Consider the following 4,718-nt stretch of genomic DNA (forward strand, 5'->3'; position numbering starts at 1 on the left):
GGCGACGGCGGTCGCGGTCAGCACGGCCGCGCGGCCGTCGCGGTCGAGTCGGCGGGCGATCAGCGGGCTGCCGAGGGCCATCCCGAGCGTGTACAGCGCGGCGGTCAGGCCCGCCTGGGCGTAACTGCCGCCCTGCTCGCGGACGGTCAGGACGAGGGCCAGCGACATCAGGTAGACCGGCACTCTGGAGACGACGCTCCACCAGGCGGCCCCCCGCACCCGGGGGCGAGTGAGCAGGTCGAGGAAGCGACGGGGCAGGCCGCGGGTCACGTGTCGGGTCTCCGTTCCATGGCCGCGCGGGGCGGCCGAGTCGGGTGCCGGTCTGCTGCTGCTGCTGCGGCGGCGAGCGGGCGGCCTGGATGGTGGGCGGCGGGCATCAGAGGGGGACGGCGCCGGCCTCCCGCGCCGCCTCCACCTCGATGTCGAACCGGGAGAGGACCTCGCGCATACGGCTCTCCACCTCCTCGGCCGAAGCCCCCACGACGTGGGCGTACCCCGAGGCGTTGTGCGAGGCCCGTCGGGCCGTCACCGCGTCGCCGGCACGGACCTTGAGGACGGCGTCGACCACCCCGGGCATGTCCAGGAGTTCCTCCCGCGAGGTGATCCGCCGGATCGTTCCGGAGCCGGGGAGCGGCAGCAGCAGGTCCCCCGCACAGCGGCGCTCGCGGTAGTCCAGTTCCGGCCGCCGGCCGAGGTAGACCGCCAGGGTGGCGCCGAACACGTCGAAGCCGTACGCGTGGCCGTGGTTGGCGGGGATCTCGCAGCCCGCGAGCCGGACGCCGATCTCACCGGCGTACACCTCGCCGTCGATCAGGAAGAACTCCATGTGGGCGTAGCCGTGGTCGATCCCCATTCCGGTGACGATCCGCTGGACGAGTGCGCGCAGGTCGACCGGCGGACCCTCGCCGGTGGCGATGCTGATGTTGGCGTTCATCGCGCCGTCGACGATGTCCAGCGGCCGGCAGGGCATGGCACTGGGCCACGCGTCGAGGACCTCGCCGCCGAGGACGATCGCGCAGACCTCCCACTCGGTACCCCCGAGGTGCGCCTCCACCATCCACTCCCGTGCCGCGAGGTCGATCCCGGCGAGGTCGCCCGGCCCGGTCAGACGGTGGGTGTCCACGCAGGCGAAGGAGTCCACCGGTTTGAGCACCACCGGCCAGCCGTGCCCGTCCGCGAACCGCTCGACCTCGGAGTGGGACCGTACCCGTGCGAACTCCGCCGTACGCAGGCCAAGTTCCCGGAAGCAGGCCTTCATGACCGCCTTGTCGCGGACCAGGGCCACCTGCCGCTCGGTCAGGTGCGGCAGTCCGGCCAGCGCCGCGAACCGCTGGGCCTCGGCCTGCCGGGGCTCCGACGGGTTGCAGAACCGGGTGGGCGCCACCGGCAGCCCGGCGGCCCACTCCCGGTACCGCCGGGCCTCCCCGGCCGCCGCCGCACCCTCGCGCACCCAGAAGGCGGGCAGGTGCGCGGTTTCGAGCAGGTGGTCCTCCGGCAGGTCCCCGCGGGTTGCGGCGAACCGCAGCAGGACCAGTCGGCCGGCCAGCTCCCGGGCCGCGTAGCGGGTGAAGGAGGACGGCCGGTCGTCCACCATCAGCAACACCTCGGCGCCGCTCACACCGCCTCCAGCACCTGGCGGACGGCCTTGGCCGCGAGGGCCTGCTCCTCCTCGGGCAGTTCCGGGGAGAGCGGCACGCACAGCGTGCGCTCCAGCCGGTCCCTGGTCCGGGCGAAGCCGTCGCGGCTGAGAACGAGCGGGCCCTCGGGGGCGTGGTTCCACGGGAAGCCGTCCCGGTAGAGCGAACGGCGGCCGGTGAGCACCGGATGCTCGGGCAGCAGGTACTTGCCGAGCGTCCAGTTGGCGATGCCGGCCGCGGTGAGCGCGGCCACCGAGGCGTCCCGCAGCTCCCTGCTCTCGCACCGGAACCGCAGGCTGACCTTGACGTCGCCGCAGGCCCGGGGGAGGGCCACCAGGTCGGTCCGGTCGGGCAGTTCGGCCATGGCGATGGCGTACATCCGTTCCAGGCCGGCGAGCAGCTCGTCGAGGTGGCGGAACTGCTGGCACTGGACGGCCGCGACCTGCTCGCTCGTGACGAAGTTCTCCCCGAAGTGGGCGTCCTCGTTCCAGGTCGGGTAGTGGCCCGGCACCCGCGCGGAGCCGTGGTCGTGGTAGCGGCGCATGGTCGCCCAGGCGTCGTCGTCGCCGGTGACGACCAGACCGCCCTCGCCCGAGGTGAGGACCTTGTTGTGGTGGAAGCTGTACGTCCCCGCGTAGCCGGCCGTCCCGACGTACCGGCCGTCGGGGAAACGCGCGCCGAGGGACTGGGCGCAGTCCTCGATGAGGTACGGCACGTCCGCGGGCAGCGGTGCCACGGTGCCTTCCATGTGGGCCGTGATCACCCGCCGGGCGTCCGGTGGCAGCAGCGTGGGGTCCATGGAAAGGGAGTCGTCGGCGTCGACCAGCACCGGGATCAGGCCGCAGGACAGCACCGCGCCGGCCACCGCGACGAACGTCACCGCCGGGATGTGCACCAGGTCGCCGATGGCGGGGCGGGTGGAGATCAGTGCGAGCCGCAGCGCCTCCGTGCAGTTGTGCACGGCCAGGGCGCGGCCCGCGCCCAGGCGTTGGGCCACGGTCCGCTCCAGGCGGCAGGCCATGCTCTCGCTCTCGGTCTGGTACCGGAACAGGACCTGGTGCTCGATCACCTCGCGCAGCTCCGACATGTCGGACCAGTCGAGGTAGTTCGCCCCGTAGGGCAGGAAGCGCTGGCCGAGCCGCTTGTCGAGTGTGCTCATGGTGTGTCGGACTCCGTGATCGGCTGCGCGTCACCGCCGACGACCATTTCCTGGCCTCGGTAGTTCCGGAGCAGCAGGCCGTCGGGGGTGGGGGTGAAGGAGGGCCGTGCGATCGGGATCTTGCCGATCCGGGTGGTCAGGACGTACTGGGGGACGCCGAACCCGGTGATGTGGCCCTGCAGGCCGTCCATGATCTCCCAGCCCTTCTCCACCGTCGTCATGAAGTGCGAGACCCCGGTGACGTTGTCGCAGTGGTAGAGGTAGTAGGGCCGGACCCGGATCCGCAGCAACTCGGTCATCAGGGTGCGCATGGTGGCCACGTCGTCGTTGATCCCGCGCAGCAGCACGGTCTGGTTCCCGACCGGGATCCCGTGCCGCAGCAGGCGGTCCACGGCCGCCGAGGCCTCCGGGGTGATCTCCTTCGGGTGGTTGAAGTGGGTGTTCAGCCAGACCGGGTGGTAGCGGGACAGCATCGAGCAGAGGTCGTCGGTGATCCGCTGCGGCAACAGCACGGGGAACCGGCTGCCGATCCGGATGATCTCCACGCTGGGGATCGCCCGGAGTCCGGCGATGATCTCCTCCAGCTTGCCGTCCTGGTAGGAGAGCGGGTCGCCGCCGGTCAGCAGGACGTCCCGGATCTCGGGATGGTCGGCGATGTAGCGCAGGTCCTCGTCGAAGGAGCCGCCCTCGTCGTCACGGAAGTAGGTGCCGTCGACGTCGGTCGTGTGGAACTTGCGCGTGCAGTGGCGGCAGTAGACCGGGCAGGCCTCGGTGATCAGCATGATCACCCGGTCCGGGTACTTGTGCACCACCCGGTTGGTCTTGCGGTAGTAGGTGTCCCCGACCGGATCGACCTCGGCCCCGGGGAACTCCATCAGCTCACCGAGTGCCGGCACCGCCTGCTGCCGCACCGGGCAGCCGGGGTCGTCCGGGTCCATCAGCGAGGCGTAGTACGGGGTGACGCTCCAGCGGTACTTGCCCGCCACCCCTGCGATGGCCTCCTCCTCGTCGGCACTGAGGTTGATCCACTGCCGGGCCTTGGCGACGTTGGTGATGCGCCGGCGCATGTGCCAGCGCCAGTCGTCCCAGTCGGTCTCCGGGACCCTGGGGCGGATCAGTTCGGGGCGGGTGGCAGCAGCGGGTTCGCGAAGGGTGTCGGACATGGCGGCTCCAGCACGACGCGGAGGACGTGGACGAGGTGGCCTGCGACCGGTGCGGCCGGGCCGGCGGGCTGACGGGGCAGTACGTCGAGAAGGGCTGACGGGCGGGCGGGCTGTCGGGCGGGCTGACGGACGGGCGGCGGGCTCACAGCGGGGCGAGTGCGAGCTGGCGCAGGGTGCGGGCGACGCGCTGCGCGCCGCGCAGGTCGTCCAGGGCCGGGTCGAGCAGGTGCCACGGGCCTGCCCCGGCGGCCGCGGACGGCCCCCACAGGGCCGGATCGGCGGGATCGTCCGCCGAGGGCAGCGGCAGGACCTCGGAGAGCCGGTCGGCCAGGTCCCGCTGGGCGGCCCCGAGCGGTGGCAGCAGGGCCAGCGGGGCCCGCCGTGCCTGGGCGAGCGCGAGCGCCCCCAGCACCGGCGAGGCCAGGAACACGGCGGCGTCGGCGTGGAGCGCGTCCGGGTCGGCCTCTGCGGCCCGCAGCACCCGTACGGCGGGCTGCTCGCGGAGGGCGGACCGCAGGAGCTCCAACCCGGTGTCGGCCACCACGGTGCAGCCACCGGTGCGGCGCACCGCGGCGGCGGCCAGGTCCCGCAGTGCTCCGGACGCGAAGGCGGCCGCGTCGGCGTCGGGTACGCACCACAGCGACAGCAGCAGCAGTGTGCCCGAACGCTTGCGGCTCCGGCCGGTGCGCCGCGGTGCGAGGACCCCGGTGGGCCGTGTTCCCCGGGCCGGCGGCCCGCACGACGGCAGCCACCCCGGCC

At 72.9% G+C, this 4,718-nt stretch carries 4 protein-coding genes and 1 pseudogene; all 5 read right to left on the reverse strand.

Translation table 11 applies throughout. The features are described 5' to 3' along the window. Positions 1-270: pseudogene (locus tag ABZW32_RS38825) on the reverse strand (MFS transporter); the annotation flags it as partial. Between the two features lie 106 nt (positions 271-376). Next, entirely contained in the window at positions 377-1,618 is a 1,242-nt protein-coding gene (locus ABZW32_RS38830; RefSeq protein WP_356225502.1) for an ATP-dependent carboxylate-amine ligase, read from the reverse strand. Continuing rightward, the gene (locus ABZW32_RS38835; RefSeq protein ID WP_356225504.1) at positions 1,615-2,796 is read right to left on the reverse strand and encodes a DegT/DnrJ/EryC1/StrS family aminotransferase; all 1,182 of its coding nucleotides are present in this window, start codon (positions 2,794-2,796) and stop codon (positions 1,615-1,617) included. Before ABZW32_RS38835 ends, ABZW32_RS38830 begins: the two co-directional genes overlap by 4 nt. Then, the gene (gene blsG, locus ABZW32_RS38840; protein ID WP_356225506.1) at positions 2,793-3,959 is read right to left on the reverse strand and encodes an arginine 2,3-aminomutase; all 1,167 of its coding nucleotides are present in this window, start codon (positions 3,957-3,959) and stop codon (positions 2,793-2,795) included. Before blsG ends, ABZW32_RS38835 begins: the two co-directional genes overlap by 4 nt. Before the next feature lie 142 nt (positions 3,960-4,101). Beyond that, the coding region (gene blsF, locus ABZW32_RS38845) for a CGA synthase-related protein (protein WP_356225507.1) at positions 4,102-4,718 on the reverse strand (617 nt) is incomplete at its 5' end.

The organism is Streptomyces sp. NPDC004667, assembly GCF_040609475.1.
Lineage (GTDB): Bacteria > Actinomycetota > Actinomycetes > Streptomycetales > Streptomycetaceae > Streptomyces.